General features: G+C 59.8%; 16 protein-coding genes and 1 pseudogene. 6 read left to right on the top strand and 11 right to left on the bottom strand.

The window, feature by feature from the left end; all coding sequences use genetic code 11:
* The first annotated feature begins 17 nt into the window (after window positions 1-17).
* Together DQ393_RS29445 and DQ393_RS29440 are read left to right on the top strand one after the other, a co-directional pair.
* Entirely contained in the window at window positions 18-758 is a 741-nt protein-coding gene (locus DQ393_RS29445) for an SDR family oxidoreductase (RefSeq protein WP_112345253.1), read from the top strand.
* Between the two features lie 79 nt (window positions 759-837).
* A complete protein-coding gene (locus DQ393_RS29440) occupies window positions 838-1,227 on the top strand; it encodes a limonene-1,2-epoxide hydrolase family protein (RefSeq protein WP_112345252.1) in 390 nt (129 codons plus the stop codon).
* A gap of 86 nt (window positions 1,228-1,313) precedes the next feature.
* Here DQ393_RS29440 and DQ393_RS29435 read toward each other — a convergent pair whose 3' ends face one another.
* Window positions 1,314-1,706: a winged helix-turn-helix transcriptional regulator gene (locus tag DQ393_RS29435; protein WP_112345251.1), complete on the bottom strand. Its 393-nt coding sequence runs from the start codon at window positions 1,704-1,706 to the stop codon at window positions 1,314-1,316.
* Between the two features lie 81 nt (window positions 1,707-1,787).
* On the opposite strand from DQ393_RS29435, the gene DQ393_RS29430 reads away from it, so the two are divergent.
* Entirely contained in the window at window positions 1,788-2,519 is a 732-nt protein-coding gene (locus DQ393_RS29430; RefSeq protein ID WP_112345250.1) for an SDR family NAD(P)-dependent oxidoreductase, read from the top strand.
* Window positions 2,520-2,850: 331 nt separating this feature from the next.
* The gene (locus DQ393_RS29425) at window positions 2,851-3,501 is read left to right on the top strand and encodes a glutathione S-transferase family protein (protein ID WP_112345249.1); all 651 of its coding nucleotides are present in this window, start codon (window positions 2,851-2,853) and stop codon (window positions 3,499-3,501) included.
* Window positions 3,502-3,560: 59 nt separating this feature from the next.
* On the opposite strand, the gene DQ393_RS29420 is transcribed toward DQ393_RS29425, so the two are convergent.
* The gene (locus DQ393_RS29420) at window positions 3,561-4,154 is read right to left on the bottom strand and encodes a TetR/AcrR family transcriptional regulator (RefSeq protein WP_162737093.1); all 594 of its coding nucleotides are present in this window, start codon (window positions 4,152-4,154) and stop codon (window positions 3,561-3,563) included.
* A gap of 137 nt (window positions 4,155-4,291) precedes the next feature.
* On the opposite strand from DQ393_RS29420, the gene DQ393_RS29415 reads away from it, so the two are divergent.
* Complete coding sequence (locus DQ393_RS29415) at window positions 4,292-5,515, top strand: MFS transporter (RefSeq protein ID WP_112345247.1); 1,224 nt, start codon at window positions 4,292-4,294, stop codon at window positions 5,513-5,515.
* A gap of 60 nt (window positions 5,516-5,575) precedes the next feature.
* On the opposite strand, the gene DQ393_RS29410 is transcribed toward DQ393_RS29415, so the two are convergent.
* Together DQ393_RS29410 and DQ393_RS29405 are read right to left on the bottom strand one after the other, a co-directional pair.
* Window positions 5,576-6,361: a class I SAM-dependent methyltransferase gene (locus DQ393_RS29410; RefSeq protein ID WP_112345246.1), complete on the bottom strand. Its 786-nt coding sequence runs from the start codon at window positions 6,359-6,361 to the stop codon at window positions 5,576-5,578.
* Between the two features lie 198 nt (window positions 6,362-6,559).
* On the bottom strand, window positions 6,560-8,344 hold the full coding sequence (locus DQ393_RS29405) for an APC family permease (protein WP_112345245.1): 1,785 nt from the start codon (window positions 8,342-8,344) through the stop codon (window positions 6,560-6,562).
* A gap of 242 nt (window positions 8,345-8,586) precedes the next feature.
* Between DQ393_RS29405 and DQ393_RS29395 the strand changes: the two genes are divergently transcribed.
* Complete coding sequence (locus DQ393_RS29395) at window positions 8,587-10,956, top strand: DUF1989 domain-containing protein (protein WP_112345243.1); 2,370 nt, start codon at window positions 8,587-8,589, stop codon at window positions 10,954-10,956.
* Here the strand turns inward: DQ393_RS29395 and DQ393_RS34165 are convergent.
* From DQ393_RS34165 to DQ393_RS29360, 7 genes and pseudogenes are all read right to left on the bottom strand, one after another.
* The gene (locus DQ393_RS34165) at window positions 10,923-11,552 is read right to left on the bottom strand and encodes a methyl-accepting chemotaxis protein (RefSeq protein WP_112345374.1); all 630 of its coding nucleotides are present in this window, start codon (window positions 11,550-11,552) and stop codon (window positions 10,923-10,925) included. The genes DQ393_RS29395 and DQ393_RS34165 overlap by 34 nt on opposite strands.
* Window positions 11,553-11,667: 115 nt before the next feature.
* Window positions 11,668-13,005, bottom strand: a complete 1,338-nt coding sequence (locus DQ393_RS29385; protein ID WP_112345242.1) for an NAD(P)-binding domain-containing protein — start codon at window positions 13,003-13,005, stop codon at window positions 11,668-11,670.
* Window positions 13,006-13,073: 68 nt separating this feature from the next.
* Window positions 13,074-14,114 carry a heme-dependent oxidative N-demethylase family protein gene (locus DQ393_RS29380; protein ID WP_112345241.1) on the bottom strand — a complete coding sequence of 347 codons (1,041 nt, stop codon included), beginning with the start codon at window positions 14,112-14,114 and terminating at the stop codon, window positions 13,074-13,076.
* A 29-nt stretch (window positions 14,115-14,143) separates the two neighbouring features.
* A complete protein-coding gene (locus tag DQ393_RS29375; RefSeq protein ID WP_112345240.1) occupies window positions 14,144-15,109 on the bottom strand; it encodes a PDR/VanB family oxidoreductase in 966 nt (321 codons plus the stop codon).
* A complete protein-coding gene (locus tag DQ393_RS29370; protein WP_112345239.1) occupies window positions 15,106-15,711 on the bottom strand; it encodes a dimethylamine monooxygenase subunit DmmA family protein in 606 nt (201 codons plus the stop codon). The genes DQ393_RS29375 and DQ393_RS29370 overlap by 4 nt, the downstream gene beginning before the upstream one ends.
* 10 nt (window positions 15,712-15,721) lie before the next feature.
* On the bottom strand, window positions 15,722-16,855 hold the full coding sequence (locus DQ393_RS29365) for an aminomethyltransferase family protein (RefSeq protein ID WP_112345238.1): 1,134 nt from the start codon (window positions 16,853-16,855) through the stop codon (window positions 15,722-15,724).
* 114 nt (window positions 16,856-16,969) lie between these two features.
* Window positions 16,970-17,176, bottom strand: a pseudogene (locus DQ393_RS29360) (bifunctional methylenetetrahydrofolate dehydrogenase/methenyltetrahydrofolate cyclohydrolase); the annotation flags it as partial.

Here is a 17,176-nt window from a genome sequence, read left to right as displayed (position 1 = left end):
AAAACGGAGCCAGAGCGATGGGCACTCAATCAAACATCTCGGATATCCTTTCAGGCAAGACCATACTCATCGTCGGCGGCACCTCGGGGATCGGTCTCGCCGCAGCCACCCAAGCCAAATCCTTCGGCGCAAAAGTCATCGTGGTCGGATTTGACGCCGAGCGGGCAAAAGAAGCCGCAGAACAACATGGCTTCAGCGGCTGGAGGGTCGCCGATGTGACCAAGCGCGAGACCATCGAATCCGCGCTCGCTGATATCGAGCATGTCGATCACCTCGTCTTGCTGGCCGGAAGCTTCGTTATCGGCAAGGTGCTGGAAGCCGACGTCGACCATCTCCGCCGCGCGTTCGAAGAGCGCATCTGGGCGGCGATATATACTCTTCGGGCACTTGGAGATCGGCTCGCCGGCGACGGTTCGGTGACATTCATTTCCGGAGCACTGGGCGATCGGCCGAATGCCTATGGGACCGCCGTTCTCGCTGCCGCTTCGGCGGCGATGGAAGCACTGGCACGCGGCCTTGCGCTGGAACTCGCGCCGCGCCGCGTGAACACCCTTTCGCCGGGTCCGATCGATACTCCGCTGCTTGGCAAGGCGCTTGGCGACGGTCGCGACGCCTTTGTCGAGGCCCTAAAGGCAACATTGCCATTACATCGTCTCGGGAGCGCTGAGGAAGCCGGGGCGGCAATCGTGTTCTTGATGGCGAATGGCTGGATGAACGGCGCGACCCTCAACCTGGATGGTGGAGCGCGGCTGGTCTGAAAGGTTTTCAGCATTGCGAGCCAGAACTCTCTGAAATTTGTCGCTCGGTTTTCGAACCACGCAAGAAGGAATTCACTGAATGTCGACCGACCCAACCAAGACAGCCCTGACCTTTTTCGGCCACTGGAACACCGGCCATATCGACGAGGCGATCGCCATGCTTTCCGAAGCCGTGCTGTACGACAACGTACCGTTCCCGAATATCGTCGGGCGGGAGAACGTCCGAAAGTTTCACCGTGATTTCGGAATTGGAACGACATTCACGGTTGATTGGACGGTGACACAGATCGCGGCGGCCGGAAATGTCATCCTCAACGAACGGCTCGACGTCTTCCTGCATGAGGGCGGTGGAAAAATCATACTTCCGGTCATGGGGACGCTTACGGTCGTGGAGGGATCGATCACCGTATGGCGCGACTATTTCGATCCCGCTGATTTTGATCGACAGTTGGCTCTGATCGGGAAATAACGCAATGGGATGCATTGGCTGCTTAGGGCCAGCAAGAGCCTGGGCCCTAGGTCCCTTGCGCGCCGGAAGCGGTCATAACGCCATCGTCACCGACGATTTGCCATGTTGTCATAGCGCAGCATGGCCGCCTCGACCTTGTCGCCGTTGGCCGCTGCCCATGCACACAGTGCTTCAAACGGCTCCCGCAGGGAATGGCCTAGTGGAGTAATGGCATATTCTACACCGATCGGCTGCGTTGGGAGTACGGTTCTCGTCACGAGGCCGTTCCGCTCAAGCCTCTTCAAAGCGTCGGCCAGAGCCTTGTGCGTGATCCCATCGAGGCGCCGCTTGATCTCGTTGAAGCGCGAGGGTTTGGGACAGATCACTGTCAGTATCAGGATCGTCCATTTGTCAGCGATCTTGTCGAGCACCGGGCGAACCCGTGCCATGTCGCCACAGGCGCGATGAGAAAGTGCTTCCAGGTCAGTATACTCGTCCATATCTAGGCTACTTCAGGTGCGTAATTGATACCAGATATAGGACGTATATCATGACGAGACCATCAATTGAAAGGATTTACGATGGCTCGAATGAGTAACAAGGTTGCCCTGGTCGTCGGCGGCGCCAAAGGTATAGGCTTGGCAATTGCAGAGCGGCTTTCTGCCGAAGGCGCGAAGGTCTTCATTACCAGTCGCAAAAGTGAAGATGCCGAGAAGGCTGCCAAGGGTATCGGCTATGACGCGGTCGGCATTGCCGCCGATGCCAGTGTGCCCGAAGATATGGTGGAGACCGTCGAAAAAGTGCGCAAAGCATGCGGCCGTATTGACGCGCTCGTCTTGAATGCAGGCCTTTCCGAGCCTGCGCAGATTACCGACATAACGCCAGACCACTTCGACCGCCACTTCGACGTCAACGTCCGGGGGATGGTTTTTGGCCTGAAGGCGGCTCTGCCCGTGATGACGGAAGGCGGGTCGGTGGTCCTCGTCGGATCCATCGCCGATAGTGGAGGTTACGCTTCATACGGAACTTACGCCGCCACGAAGGCAGCCGTGCGTTCCTATGCCCGAACCTGGACCGCAGAACTCGCGCCCAAAGGTATCCGCGTCAACGTTGTTGCACCCGGTCCAACGGATACGGAAATGATGGCTGCGGTTTCGGAAGACATGCGTGCGGCACTTGTCGCTCCGATCCCGATGGGGCGAATGGCGCGGCCCTCGGAAGTGGCCGCGGCCGCCTTGTTCTTGTTGAGCGATGATGCGAGCTACATCGCCGGTGCCGAATTGTGCGTCGACGGCGGCTTGCGGCAGGTCTAAGGTTAAGTCGAAACGCTGTACCCGATCTGAGCAGGTCGGGTACGGCAAACGCGCTCGATGACAGACCGACCTAAAATCGAAGCCGTTCAACATCCAAAAAGTCACTGAACACCGAGTGCGATCATGTTAGCGCCTCTGTTCTCGACGAACCCGTCCACCTGTCCGTGAAACGTCCGCTTCGGGCCGAACTCAAACCTTTGCCATGGCTTCCTCGATCTGATCCCTCGCGGCTCTTCAGGCATTCTCGCTTTCGGAAGCTATCTCGCAAACCAAGTGTCGGAATTTTGCTCAGCCAGCCGTCTTTGAGAGAGACAAGTAATGGAGAGCAGCAATGACGATAACGATTACCGCCTTTGAAAAGTCGCCGGATCGCGGCAGGGGTCTGGCGCGTGACATGCGCGTTCGCTGGGCGCTGGAAGAGGTTGGCGAGCCTTACGAGGTGCGCCTCCTCTCCTTCAAGGCGATGAAGGAGCCCGCGCATCTCGCCCTTCACCCCTTCGGGCAGATCCCGACCTATGAAGAGGGCGATCTCGCCTTGTTCGAGTCGGGGTCGATCGTGTTCCATATCGCGGAGCGCCATGCCGGTCTTTTGCCGGACGCTGCCAGCGCCCGTGCGCGGGCGATCACATGGATGTTTGCCGCTCTCTCCACGGTGGAGCCGCCGATCATCGACCGCGCAACCGCAAGAATCCAGGAGCGCGATCAGATCTGGTACGAGCAGCGCCTGTCCATGGTCGATCAACGCATCCGCCAGCGGCTGAACGAACTCTCCCGTTACCTCGGCAGTGCCGATTGGCTCGACGAGGCATTCAGCGCCGGCGATCTTATGATGATATCGGTCCTGCTCAGGCTGAAGGACTCGGGTATATTACAGGACTATCACAACCTCTCCGCCTATGTCGCCCGCGGCGAAGCCCGGCCGGCATACAAGCGGGCTTTCGAGGCTCAGCTGGCGGTTTTCACCGCCGCATCGACGGCCTGACGAGGCTCCATCCGGTGCCTTCGCGGGAAATTGGTCGCGACCGCGGGCCTTCGGTCGGATCAGTCTTTCTCGATCCGCAAGCCTTCGAGGAAAGTTCGAAAGGCCTTGACCGCTCGTTTCGAGGTTGTCGCCGGATCGTCCGAATTGGCGATCCACTGCGCAGCACAACTGCTTGCCGCATTGATGAGGCGAGCGCCGGCTTCCGGGTCAATCTTCACGATGATCCCCTCGTCTCCAAGGGCGCGGAGGCTCTCTGTGATCGTGGCGATGCAGCCGTTGGCACTCGGCCATCCGGAGGGATCACCAAGGACAGCCGGGCCGTCGCGAAACATGATGCGCTGGATTTCCGGCTCCAGCGCCATCTCGACATATCCGACATTCTCGTCGACGAATGCCTGCCAACGCGATGGTGCTCTGGATGAGATCGCACAGAGCCTTGCAGTCATTTCCGCGTCGATCTGGCTGACGACGGCCTGCAGAAGCCCCTTCTTGTCCCCGAAATGGTGGTATAGTGCCCCCCGCGTCAGTCCGGCGGCCGCTGTAAAATCATCCATCGATGCGTCGGCATAGCCGACGCTCCCGAATGCCTTACGGCCGGCGGCCAGCAGCTTGGCTCGCGTCTCAGCGATCATTTCACTACGGGGTTTGCGCATTACGTCTCCGTCAATGGTTCTGCATAAATTCGCATACGCTGCGTATATTATTTGACATACGCGACGTATGCAATTATCTCATTCGCATACGCCGCGTATGTCTGTGGCGATTTCGTCCAATTCCAGGGAGCGTTCCGATGTCCAATCCATACCGCGAGATCTTCCGGGCGCCGGGTGCGAAAGGTTTTTCGGCCGCGGCTTTTTTCGCGCGTATTCCCATTGCGATGGCCCCCATCGGCATCGTCGCCATGCTGTCACAGACGCGCGGCGAATATTGGCTTGCCGGGGCGGTGTCCGCCACCTTCGCTTTGGCCAATGCAGTCGTCTCGCCGCAGATATCACGGTTTGTCGACCGGCTTGGCCAGCGCGCTGTCGTCGCGCCGGTCACCATTCTCTCGGTCGTGGCCTTTATCGTTCTCGTCATCGCCTCAAATCAGGATTGGCCGGCATGGACGCTGTTTGCCTCGGCCTTCCTTGCGGCTGCCATGCCGAGCATTCCGGCCATGGTGCGTGCTCGCTGGACGGAAATCTTCCGCGACCGACCCGAGCTCAACACGGCCTTCGCATTCGAATCCGCGGCCGATGAGCTCGTCTATATCGCCGGCGCTTCCCTTTCGGTCGGCCTTTCCGTCTCGTTGTTCCCGGAGGCCGGGATGCTTGTGAGCACGATCTTCCTTGCGCTCGGAACGACGGCCTTTTTACTGCAGCGTTCGACAGAACCCAAGGTGCGTGCGCTTGATTCCGATCGCCCGCAACATTCGGCCATCCGGCTGCGTCCGGTCCAGATCATCACGCTTGCCCTGATTTTCGTCGGCGCCACTTTCGCCACGGCGGAAGTGAGCGCCGTCGCCATCACAAAGCAGCTTGGCCAGCCCGGCGCAGCAAGCCTTGTCATCGGCGTCTATGCCCTCGGTTCGTTTATCGTCGGCCTTGTCATCGGCGCTCTGAACCCCAAGGCGCCGCTCCAGAGGCAGTTGCTGATCGCAGTCGGCGTCCTTGCCCTCACCGCCCTGCCGCTTCTCGTTGCCGGCGCGTCCGTGACCTTGCTTGCCTTTGCGGTTTTCCTGAGCGGCGTTGCCATCTCTCCGACCTTCATCACCGCTTTCGGACTGATCGAACGCCGGGTGCCGGAGTCAATGCTGACGGAAGGGGTGACCTGGATCATGACAGGCATTGGCATCGGCATGGCGCTCGGCGCCTTCGTTTCCGGCTGGATGGTCGATAATTTCGGACCGGCGAATGGTTTCTGGGTTTCGGTCGTATCGAGCGCGATCACCGTCTTGATCGTGGCACTTGGTCAAACAAGCCTGTCGGGGGCGCGGGCAGGTGATGCTGCGTCCGTCAATCAAGCCGCCGAATGAGCGAGGCCGAAACACGATTTCGGGAAAGCAAACACTCGCGATGGCGAAGGTTTCCGCATATCAGGTTCTGCGAGCCCTGATATGCAGGAAAATCGGCGCTACGCGGGTATCGGCTACCACCGGTTCGGCGAGTGCTACCTCGCTGCTTGCCATCGGTTCACCAAATGCCTCGATCACAAGACCGGCACCAATGATCATCGATACCCAGCTCGAGAGTGTTCGGTGGAAGCGAGGAATCGAGAATGGTGCCAGTGCAGCGCGCTCCTCCGCAGGGATCGACGAGAAAACCCAGCGTTCGATCCTCCCGTCAGTCTCGTCGAAATAGTCGGCAATTTGAACCGCGATCGGTTCGCCTTTTTCATTGCGGATGTTCTTGCGTGTTGGTGGCACGAAGCAGGGATGCAGGATGGAGAATTGCAGGAAGCCCTTGGGCCGGAGAATGCGCTCGATCTCGTTGAGCACGCTCTGCTGATCTGCCATGTCCATCATCGACATGAAGGCGGTGACAAAGTCGAAGCTCGCCCCGGGAAAGTCGATGGACTGGCCGTTTCCGAGTACATATTCGATGCCGAGCGGGTCGCCTGCCTCGGTCTCGCGGGCATAGCGTAGAAAGGTCGGCGCGATATCGAGCCCGGTCATACGGGCGCCAAGACGCGCAACCGCCCTAGTATTCGAACCCTCGCCACAGCCAAGATCAAGCCCTTTCAGGCCGGCAACCGGGGGCAGCATGTTCAAAAAGGCAGGCGTATTCAACGCGTCACGGTACCTGTCATAACCTGCGCGGCTATAGACGGTCCATGTCTCGGCGTTGTTTTCCCAGTGAGCGGCGACATCATTCGCGTTCATGGTCATCCTCCTGCCCGATATTGTCGGGCAGGGACCTATAAAGAAGATAGATCGGAAGGGGAAGATGGGCGCAGCAACAGCAGATCACCGGCACCATGCTCCGTGATTGAAGGGGGCACATTCTTCGCAATGGAAAGGTCCGGCCTGCCGAGCAGGCCGGACCTCAATGCCGTGAACCGGAGATCAGGCAGGATGCCGCTATGCCGGCAGCTGGAAGATCCAGTTAGCGATCAGCACGATGGCGAGGCCGCCGGCAAGCGCCAGATAGGGCAGGATTCCCGCTTTCCTGACACCCAGATCCTGGCCGATCAGCCCGAGGTCATCCATCGCGCCCGCCGGGAATTTGCCGCCGTCGCGCACATAATGCCTGTAGGCGAAGACCGGCAGGATCAGGGCCGCGAAGGCAAAGCCGATCCAGAGCGCATTGGCATAGCCCCAAACCTTGGCGCCGGCGCCGAGGAAGAGGGCGTTGACGAAGGCAAGCACGGTGTTGAGGCCGATGAGCCAGGACGGCGCTTTCCACGGGCGCTCGATATGTCCGGAGTCCATTCGATGGATCCAGCCGGAATTGAGGTTGAGGAAATTGAAAATGATGTATCCGACGTTGGAAACGGCGAGCACGAAGAAATAGCCGCTGGTGTCGGACGCGATGGCCAGAAGAAAGAGGTTGAAGGCGAAGTCCGTCCACATCGCTCTCGTTGGCGCGCCGTTCTCGTTCACATGGTCGAGATATTTCGGCAGCCAGCCATCCTTCGAGCCCTGATAGAGCGTGCGCGAAGAACCGGCCATTGCCGTCATGATCGCCAGGAAGAGCGCCAGGATCATCAGGACGACGAGCAGCTGCGTGACGACGCGGCCGGCACCGATCAGGCCGCCGAGCGCCTCGCCCACGCCGGTGCCGTCGACGATGCCCGGTGCCAGCATGCCGGCATGACCGAGAACGCCCTGAAAGGCGAAGGGCACGAGGAAGAAGAAGATACAGCAGGCAAGTCCCGAGTAGAAGATCGCCTTGAACGTATCCGTCTTCGGGTTCTTCAGTTCGCGTGTATAGCAGACCGCCGTTTCGAAGCCATAGGTCGACCAGGCTGCGATATAGAGACCGCCGAGGAAAAGCGTCCAGCCGCCATTGCTCCAGGTGCCGTCGGTCGCGGCGTAAGCCGCTGTCGGCGGCAGCAGGCCGGTGACGTTGGCGGAGAGGATCTGGCCGCTGACGATCGGATAGACACCGATGATCAGAAGCGGCACGAGCACGATGATCGCCAGCCACTTCTGCACGCTTGCCGTCTCGGAAATGCCGCGATGCTGGATCGCAAAGATGATCAGCATCAGGACGCCGCCGATAAAGAAGGTAGCATTGATATTGGCGGTTGCGAGGAAGGGAATGTTGAAGCTGACGAGAGACCAGGTGCGGATGGCCGGCGTAAAAGCTGCAACGCCATCGGCGCTGAGCAGCGCTTTCACCGCATCGTCGGGCGATGTACCGGCATGGGCCGCGATGTATTCGGCAACACGCGGGCTATCGGCGGTGATCGACGTCGCATGGGCGCTGATCCAGCTGAGCACGGCCTGTGAATCCGCCGCGGGGATGGGAAAGAAGGCATTGAGGATATAACCGGCCGCAATGGCGCAGCCAAGGGACAGCACTGGCGACCAGGCAAACCAGTTGCACCAGACCGAAAGCGGCGCGATGAACTTAGAGTAACGCAGCCAGGCCGTCGCGCCATAGACCGAGGCGCCACCGGACTTGTTGCCGAACATGCCGGCAATTTCGGCATAGGTAAAGGACTGCAAAAATCCCATGATCATTGAGATGATCCACACGACGAAGGCAAGCTTGCCCGTCGTGCCGGCGATGCCGCCGATGGAGAAGAGAACAAGCGGCGGCACGCCCGCAGCCACCCAGAACGCGCCCTTCCAGTCAAGCGCGCGTATAAGCTTACCTTCGGTGCCGGCGGAAGCGCCGGCGTCCACGATATCCGTCATCGATGAAATTCCCCAATTTGTTCCGGACGTATCTCTCGTACGTCTCCCTGAACGTGCCTCCCATGGCATTGCGGGGCGTGCTGGAGGTTTTCGTGAGCCGAGTCTGTGCGCGGATTTCCAGATGCATGCCCTTTATGCATAGTGAAGATATTTTCTTTTTAGTCAATATCCCTTTACTTTCCATCGGCATTTTGTCAGCATGATTCCAGTGCCTCGATGCACCTATTTCCCGAGAGGGTTTAATGCGAGAACTCCATCCGCCGACCGCCGGAATACGGCCGATTTCGGCGAGCATCATCCGCTACCCAGGCATTCCGGCCTTGCCGCAAGATACCGAACGCTATCGCTGCAAGGGCGGTGGGTCGCTGGTCGTGCGCGTCGAGCCCGGCGATCGGGTTTCGGTGACGGATAGCGAAGGTGGCCAGGTCTGCGAGCTCACCTTCCTCGACGAGAAGGGCCGCTTTCAATCCGCAGGATTGGGGTCGGCATTCACCGGCGAAGCGACAGGTCTGAAAGCCATTCTTTCGTCCGGAGATGAAAGCGCCGGCCGCGTTAGGATAGCGCTGGAACGGCGCGGAGCAGACATGGCGTCCGCGGCAGCTTTGCACCTTTTCGGCGGGTCATCTCGCGCCGGCAGCACGGCGGAATTCACCATCGCGACCAAAGGCCTGCTGATCGCCTGCGCACCGGGAACGACCATGTCGCCGGAGACGCAGGATACGGCAACGCCGATCGAGCTCAGAATATGCCGCACGACCATCCTGCGAGACTATGCATCCGCGCTCCCCGAACCGCTCGCCGATCCGATCGAGGACATCCGCGTCAAGGCAGCGACCGCTTCGGCCTATTTCGTCCGTGCCGGCGAATATATTCAGATCATCGACGTCTACGGCCGGCAATGCACCGATTTCCAGGCCTTCTCCGCCCGCAAGGTCGACAAAGGCCTCGACCTTGCGCTCGATTCAACCGTAACCCGCACCCTGCTCGGCCGCAGCTATCCAGCGCCCGGCCTTCCCTCCAAGGCCTTCGACCGTGATTTCGAGCCGCTGGTGGAAATCGTGCAGGACACGGTTGGCCGCCACGACGCCTTCGCAACGGCCTGCAACTCCCGCTACTATGACGACATGGGCTATCCCGGCCACGTGAACTGCACCGACAATTTCAACGCGGCGCTCGCTCCCTATGGAATCGCCGGCCGAAAGGGGTGGGAGGCACTCAACTACTTCTACAACACCAATGTCGATCACAATAACCAGCTCTATCTCGACGAGCCCTGGTCCAGGCCCGGCGATTACGTCCTGATGCGCGCCCTGACGGATCTTGTCTGTGTCTCCTCCTCCTGCCCCGATGACATCGACGCGGCCAATGGCTGGGACCCGACCGATATCCACGTGCGCACCTTTTCCGGCAAAGAAAAATTCACACGAGCGGTGGCCTATCGCATGACCCCTGACGCCGACCCCGAACTGACGCGGGAAACCGCGTTTCACCCGCGCCTTTCCGCCATGACACGCGACTACACGGAATATCGCGGCTTCTGGCTGCCGAACCGCTTCTCCTCGGAAGGGCCGGTCGAGGAATATTGGGCCTGTCGCGAACGCGCCGTGGTGATGGATCTCTCGCCACTTCGCAAGTTCGAGGTGACAGGGCCGGATGCCGAGGAATTGCTGCAATATTGCCTGACGCGAGACGTGCGCAAGCTCTCGACCGGCCAGGTCGTCTATTCCGCCATGTGCTACGAACATGGCGGCATGATCGACGATGGCACGCTGTTCCGCCTCGCAGACAAAAACTTCCGCTGGATCGGCGGCGACGACTATAGCGGCATTTGGCTGCGCGAGCAGGCGGAGAAGAAGGGCTTCAAGGCCTGGGTCCGCTCCTCCACCGACCAGATGCACAATATCGCCCTGCAAGGCCCGAAGAGCCGCGATATCCTCAAGGAGATCATCTGGACGGCGCCGCGCCAACCAACCATCGGCGAGCTGGAATGGTTCCGCTTCACCGTCGGCCGCATCGGCCATTTCGAGGGAGCACCGGTCGTCGTCTCGCGCACCGGCTATACCGGCGAGCTCGGCTACGAGATCTTCTGCCATCCGAAGGATGCGGTAACAGTCTTTGACGCTGTCTGGAAAGCCGGCGAGCCTTACGGGCTGAAGCCGATGGGTCTTGAGGCGCTCGATATGGTTCGTATCGAGGCGGGCCTGGTCTTTGCCCATCACGAATTCGACGATCAGACCGATCCTTTCGAGGCCGGCATCGGCTTCACTGTTCCGCTGAAATCCAAGCAGGACGATTTCATCGGGCGCGAGGCGTTGGTCAGGCGAAAGGAAAACCCACGGCATCTGATGGTCGGACTTGATATCGAGGCCAACGAGTCCATCGGACATGGCGATTGCATCCATATCGGCCGCGCGCAGATCGGCGTGGTCACCAGCGCCACACGGTCGCCGATCCTCGGCAAAACCATCGCGCTCGCCCGTGTCGACGTCACGCATGCGGCTGTTGGAACCAAGGTCGAGATCGGCAAGCTGGATGGTCAGCAAAAGCGGCTTCCGGCTGTCATCGTGCCGCTTTCTCACTACGATCCGCAGAAGACGCGGCCGCGATCCTGATCCGACTTCTTCTGCGCGGCCGAGATTGCGCGTGCCGCCTCTTCCGAGGAGTTGGCAAGCGTACGCATCTCTGCCGCCAGGACCGCAAAACCCGATCCGGCCGTGCCCGCTCTTGCCGCCTCGATGCCGGCATTGACGGCAAGCAGCTTCAAGTAGCGCAGCGACTGCAGGATCTCGTTGGTCTTCGATGCCGTGACCCGCATGTCCGCGGTCTGCTCGTCGAGGCGCTGGTAGAGCGATTCGATATTCAGGATACTGCCTTCAAGATAAAGAAGCTCCCCGGCCTCGTCCCAGACACCGCCGCCGGTCTCCGTCACCCAGAGGAAATGGCCGTCGCGATGACGGATGCGATACTCCATCGTCCAGTCGGTGCGGCTTTCCAAAGCCTTGCCGACAAGCTCATCCATGAGCGGAATATCATCCTCGCACATGATCGAAGTAAAGGTTCGCGCGCGGTTGCCGATGATCTCATCTGCGGGATAGCCGAAGATACGCTCGATGCCGTCGGTCATCTCAAGCATCGTATAGTTTTCGTCCGCCCGGCAGCGATAGAGAAAACCCGCCATACGGCCGAGAACGCTTGTCTGAAAATCCATGGAAGCCATGCCCGAAGAGAAGGTTGCGGATGAACTCGTTTCGTCTCAACGCATAAAAATCCGGCAAAGGCTGCTTTCGCCTCCCTTGCCGGTCAGGTGGGGAAATGGTCAAGGATCAATTGCGCAGATATTCCTCCATGGAATCATCGAGCGCGTCGACCCAGGGCGTATGATGTGTCGGCGACATGGTGCCGGTCATCAGCGAGCGGTAGGCATGATCGCGGAAGCCCATGATGTTTTCCGCCTTGTGATGCTCCCATTCCATGAAGGTCCTGTTCGTGCCTTCGATATCGAAGCTCGGATAATCGGTCTCTGCGAGCAGCTCCTTCACGTAGTCGCCCTGATACCAGATCATCTGCTCGGCATCCTCAAGCGTTTCCTCGCGGGCGCGCCACTTGTCGAAGTTCGCCTGCAGTTCCGCTTCGGGCGGCAGCTTGATGCGGCCCATCATGACATCGCGCGCCCGCCAGGCCTGCACGTCGAACATGTTGAAAGTGTAGAACTGATCCTGCATGCCGATGTAGAAAAGCTGCGGGTTCTTGTCGAAGATCACGCCCTTGTAGAGATGATCGGCCCAGAGCCGGTTGGCCGTCTTCAGCCGGAGGTCATCGGGCAGGAAGGGGAAATGATGCTGATAGCCTGTGCAGAGGATCAGCGCGTCGACATCCTTCGATGAGCCGTCGAGGAAATAGGCCGTCTTGTTTTCAAGACGCGTCAACAGCGGCCGCTCTTCGAAATTCTCGGGCCATTTGAAGCCCATCGGCTTAGAGCGATAGCTTGTCGTCACCGATTTTGCGCCGTATTTCCAGCATTGCGAGCCGATATCCTCGGCCGAATAGCTACGGCCGACGAGCAACACGTCCTTGCCCTTGAACTCCAGCGCATCACGAAAATCGTGGGCATGCAGCACACGACCGTTGAAGGTCTTCACCCCTTCGAAATAGGGCACGTTCGGCGTCGAGAAGTGGCCAGAGGCGACGACGACATAGTCGAACTCCTCGTCATACATCCGGTCTTGGGGGCGATCATGCGCGGTTACCGTGAACTTCTTCGTCTCTTCATCGAAGCGCACCATGCGAACCGGCGTGCTGAAGCGCACCCATTTGCGTACATCGGCCTTCTCGACACGGCCCTTGATATAGTCCCAAAGCACGGCGCGCGGCGGATAGGAGGCGATCGGCTTGCCGAAATGCTCCTCGAAGGAATAATCGGCAAATTCCAGGCATTCCTTCGGGCCGTTCGACCAGAGATAGCGATACATGCTGCCATGCACCGGTTCGCCATATTCATCGAGGCCTGTGCGCCAGGTATAGTTCCAAAGGCCGCCCCAATCCGCCTGCTTTTCGAAGCAGACGACTTCCGGGATATCAGCACCCTTCTTTGCGGCCGATTGAAAGGCCCTTAGCTGGGCAAGGCCCGAAGGGCCGGCACCGATAACGGCAACTCGTGTCATGTGGCATTCCCCTTCTCGATTGTATCGAAGTTCTTATTGCATGCAGTCGTTTCGCGCCGCGTCCGGCATCAATCCGGGAAGATGCCGGGGCTGGTCGGCGCGCCGTCATCATATTGCGACAGCCAGTCGATCGTGGTCTGGCGGAAGCGCGTCAGGCCCTTGTAGTCGATGAGCTCCGGCGGCAAGGTTTTGAGCACACGCGGGAAGCGGCGCGCCCATTTCGGCACGGTAACGAGCTCGTTCATGTTCATCAGATAGCAGCGGATGACGAAGAGAATGGCGTTCGAGCGCGGCAGACGCCACAGGCTCTGCAACTCGACGCGCAGATGCACCTTTTCGCCGACATTCTCAGGCGTCACCGTGGTGCGATCCGGACCCCACTTCGGGTAGTTTTCGGGGCTGGTATCGAGGCGGGGATTGATCGTCATGGTCCAGTTGAACCGGCGCGTCGGCTTGCCCTGCTGCAGGTTCAAGAGGAATTTCAGCGCGCGGTCGAAGACGCCGATCTGATGGGCGAGCGGCACCGGCCCATGCCATTCCATGAAGTTCATGCCGATATCGAAATCAAGCGACCAATCGGCCTGGGTCGTCACCATGCCGGCATCCATCCAGAGATTGCCGTCACGCTGGTCGACGATGCAGAAATCACCCTGCGCCTGGCGGGTGATGTATTCGAAGGGTTCGTAAGGCAACGTGGACGCATCGCCGAAGGTGAAGGTGTCGTCTATGCCGAGCGGCCTATTGATCCAGCGCCATTGATCGCCATTCTTGGTGAGCGTGAAATGCTCGGGATAGCCGGCCGCCTGCTCTTCCATCAAGAGTTCCAGCGTGTCCCATTGCGCTGTCATCATGTGCGGCAGCGCCTGATAGCGTAAGGGATCTTCCTTCAGCACCAGGGCCCGGTCATGCATCTCGGCGACATAGTGCTCGTCGACGTCGATGAGGCTTTCGTAGACCGTATTCTTCCGCCCCTTCACATGCGGTTCCATGTTGACCGAATACATGTATTCGTCGCGATCGAAAGGGAACGGAAAACGCCGGATGTTTTCCGGACTGTTGCGGTAGGTAAAGTCGTCCCGAAACGTTTCCTGCTTGAAGGCGATTGCCATGCCCATTCTCCTGGATATCGGCCGGATGCTTAGAGGTCGAGATGCAGCGCGCTTCCCTCGAAGCGGGAGACGCAGATCATCACTTTTCGGCCGGAGGCCTTTTCTTCGTCGCTCAGATAGACGTCATTGTGCAGAAGCTTGCCGTCGCAGACGGCAACACCCGTCTCGCACTGCCCGCAGGCGCCGCCGCGACAGAGGAAGGGCGCATCGATGCCGACAGCCTCGATCGCCTCCAACATGCTCTCGTGATGGCCGACGTGAACGGTCTTGCCCGACCGCGTCAGCATGATGGAGAAGGGCTTGCCGGGCTGGGAAGACAGGAAGCGTTCGGAATGCAGGTTCTGTTCCGGCCAGCCGGCTTCTATACCCGTTTTCAACACGCTGTCGATCATGCCGGTCGGGCCGCACACATAGAGATGCGTGCCGAGCGGCTGGCTTTCGAGCAGACGTGCCAGAGGCATGAAATTGCGATCGGCGTCGCAATAGATCTTCACCCGCTGCGAGCCGTATTGCTCGACAAGTTCCTGACAATAGGCGCCGCGATCGATCGAACGCACGGCATAATGCAGCTCGAAATTCGCGCCCTCGCGCGAGAACTGCTGCATCATCGCGATGAAGGGCGTAATGCCGATGCCGCCGGCGATCAAAAGATGCTTGCGCCCGCGCCAGTCCGGCTGGAACAGATTGACGGGATAGCTGACCTTGAGCTCGTCACCCTCACGCACCTTCTCATGCATGAAGGCGGAACCGCCGCGCGAGTCCTCGACACGCAGCACGCTGATCTCATAGGCCGAGCAATCATGCGGCGGCGACATCAGCGAATAGGCGTTGCGGCGCACATGGCCCTCGTCATTCATCGAGACGATGACATGGGCGCCACCGGAAAAATAAGGCATCGGCGCGCCATCAAGACGCTCGAAGCGGAAGCGCTTGATGCGATCGGCGACGGGCGTCACCTTCGCGACACGAACCGGAATTTCCGTACCACCGCTCACAGGAACAACTCCTCGGGATCAGGCGCCGTGCCCGGCTCTTCCGCATCGATGTTGACGCCCTGGAAGGCGCCGAGCCGGCGCGAATAATGGTCGCGCACCAAGAGCGGAAGCCCGCAATGGCTGCAGGCAAAAGGACTATGCGTGACATCGTCGGTGATGCCCTTGCAGTGGACGCATTGCACCCGTCTTGCAAGCGAGCCGCGATGCTCCGTGATGATCGAGGCATGATCCATGCCAAGGTCCAACGCCACCATCATCGCCTGGCCGATAAAACCTTCCGTGCCGGCGATATAAAGCCGCGTGCCCATGTGAGCCGTTGCGAGCGAGCCTTTCAGGCGGAAGAGCAACGTCGCAATGGTCGGCGCCGTGAAGAACATGTCGGCGCCGAGCCCGCGCAGGGCCTCATCATGGCCCCTGCCCTGCGAACCGCGCGCGACATAGAGGATCTCGCTGCGCGACAGGATGGTACCGTCAAGCCCGACCGTCTGGTCGAGGAGGGCATTGGCCCCCTCACCTTCCAGCGCGAACAGATGCCGCCGGGCGTGCGGCTGGATGGAGAGCCCTTTGTAGACCGGCCGGCTCTTGATGCCTTCGACAAGCATGAGCGCCTCCTTAACCGATAGCCGTCCTCTTCTTCTTTTCAGGGTCGTCGAACGGAAGCGTATGGGCGATGGCACTCGCATTGAGGCTCTTGCCGCGCACTTCAAGCTTGGTGCCCTGCACCGCCTTGTCGACATCGAGGCGGGCGATCGCCATCGATTTCTTGGTCAAGGTCGAATAGCAGGGGCAGGTGATGACACCAACCTTTTTGCCCTCGGCATAGACCTCGTCGCCGAGATCGGCCGGACCGTCCGCATCGATCAGCATGCCAAAAATCTTGAAGCGTTCCTTGCCCTTGAGGCGCGCATGTTCCTCGGCGCCACGGAAACCCGTCTTTCCCGGGCTGACCGTGAAGTCGAGGCCGAGCTCCCAGAGGCTGTCGCCGGGCGGCTGGTCAGCGAAGGGATACATCTGCGAGTTATCGTAGGGATAAAAGAGCAGATAGCTTTCGACACGCAGCATGTCGAGGACGCTGAAGCAGCAGGGAATGATCCCCATCTCCTCGCCTTCCGCGACGATGCGATCCCAGATCATCGGCGCATCCTGGCCACGCACGAAAATTTCATAACCGCGCTCGCCGGTATAGCCGGTGCGCGAGATCATCACGGGCGCGCCGAACAGCGTCGTCTGCATGTGATGGAAGTATTTGAGATCGCGTATGCCGGGCACATATTTTGCGAGATAGTCGACGGCGACAGGACCCTGCAGCGACAGATCGTGCAGATCGTCGTCGAAGAGGACAGCGCAGTTGCGGCCGGCCGCCTGCTTGAGCACTTCCTCGTGGCCGGAGCCCGAACCATGCACCAGCATCCAGGAATTCGGACCGGTGCGGTAGACGATGCAGTCGTCGGTGAAGTAGCCGCGGTCGTTGAGCATCGCGGCATAGACCGAGCGGCCGGGATAGATCTTCGACATGTCGCGGGTGGTGATATAGTCGAGCACGGCAATGGCGTGCGGTCCGACCAGATGCACCTTCTTGAGGCCGGAAACGTCCATGATGCCGGCTTTGGTGCGGATCGCGACGTGTTCCTGCGACATGTCCTTCTCGTAGGTCCAGGCGGTTCCCATGCCGCTCCAGTCCTCGAGTTTCGATCCGAGAGCACGGTGCCGGTCCGCCAAGGCGGAGAAACGCCATGATAATGCCATTTCGTTCCCTCTTTTTCTTCTATGGAATATTTGTTTCCTGACTATAATCGTCTTTCACGCCTTGGCAAGCCGATCCGAAGGGTTTTTCTTAGCCGTCCGGATGGTATTTCGCTCTCAAAACTTCGGCGGCTTCTTACCCGCAGCGCGATGTGCTGCAATGACGGTATTGGCCATCAGCATGGCGATCGTCATCGGTCCGACACCGCCCGGAACCGGCGTGATGGCGGCAGCGACTTCGGAGGCTTCACCATAGGCGACATCCCCCACCAGCCGGCTCTTGCCCTCGCCCCGCTCAGGGGCCGCGATCCGGTTGATGCCGAC

Origin of the sequence: Martinezella tropici, assembly GCF_003287875.1 — a bacterium.
GTDB lineage: Bacteria > Pseudomonadota > Alphaproteobacteria > Rhizobiales > Rhizobiaceae > Rhizobium > Rhizobium tropici_C.
Note: the sequence above shows the minus strand (reverse complement) of the source record. Positions and strands in the feature narration are given on the sequence as shown.